1 protein-coding gene and 1 pseudogene are annotated in these 789 nt (G+C 35.0%); both read left to right on the forward strand.

From position 1 onward, the window contains the following. Nucleotides 1-550: heavy metal response regulator transcription factor (locus SE27_RS13190; protein ID WP_455550030.1), on the forward strand; the 550-nt coding region annotated here is incomplete at its 5' end. Beyond that, nucleotides 543-789, forward strand: a pseudogene (locus SE27_RS14735) (heavy metal sensor histidine kinase); the annotation flags it as partial. The gene SE27_RS13190 and the pseudogene SE27_RS14735, both read left to right, overlap by 8 nt.

Here is a 789-nt window from a genome sequence, read left to right on the forward strand (position 1 = left end):
ATACGACTTAATTATCTTAGACGTCATGTTACCCGGACTGGATGGTTGGAATATTATTAATGATATTCGTAAAAGTGGCAAAACAATGCCCATTCTATTTTTAACAGCCAGAGATCAGATAGAAGATCGAGTAAAAGGTCTAGAGTTAGGCGCTGATGATTATTTAATAAAGCCTTTTGCTTTTGCAGAGCTTCTTGCTCGAATCAAAACTCTCCTTAGACGAGGGCAGCAAAGAGAAGATAGTAATATTATTAAGATTGCTGATTTAGAACTTGATTTGAGAAAACGTCGGGTAACGCGAGCGGGTCAACGCATTGATCTGACGGCAAAAGAATTCGCGCTTATGGAACTTTTTATGCGTAGACGAGGTGAAATTTTACCAAGAGCGCTGATTGCTTCTCAAATTTGGGATATGAATTTTGATAGTGATACGAATGTCGTTGAAGTCGCTATTAAACGATTAAGAAGTAAAGTTGACAGTAACTTTACTCCCAAATTAATTCAGAATATTCGAGGAATGGGATATGTACTAGAGGTAGAGGATGAATAATAATTTATTCAGAGCGATCAGTTTTCGGATCGGTATTATTTTCTCATTATCTACTATTTTCATTCTAATTATTATGGGTTTATTCATAAATAAATTAGTAATGCATCATTTTGAAACTCAAGACCGTACCCAATTAGAAGGTAAAATCCAGCTTATTCAGAATCTTCTTCAACAGAATACTAAAAATTCTCCAGAACTTAATTTCTATTTAAGAGATGCGTTAGTTGGACACCATGATC

Origin of the sequence: Acinetobacter harbinensis, assembly GCF_000816495.1 — a bacterium.
GTDB classification, from domain to species: Bacteria; Pseudomonadota; Gammaproteobacteria; order Pseudomonadales; family Moraxellaceae; genus Acinetobacter; species Acinetobacter harbinensis.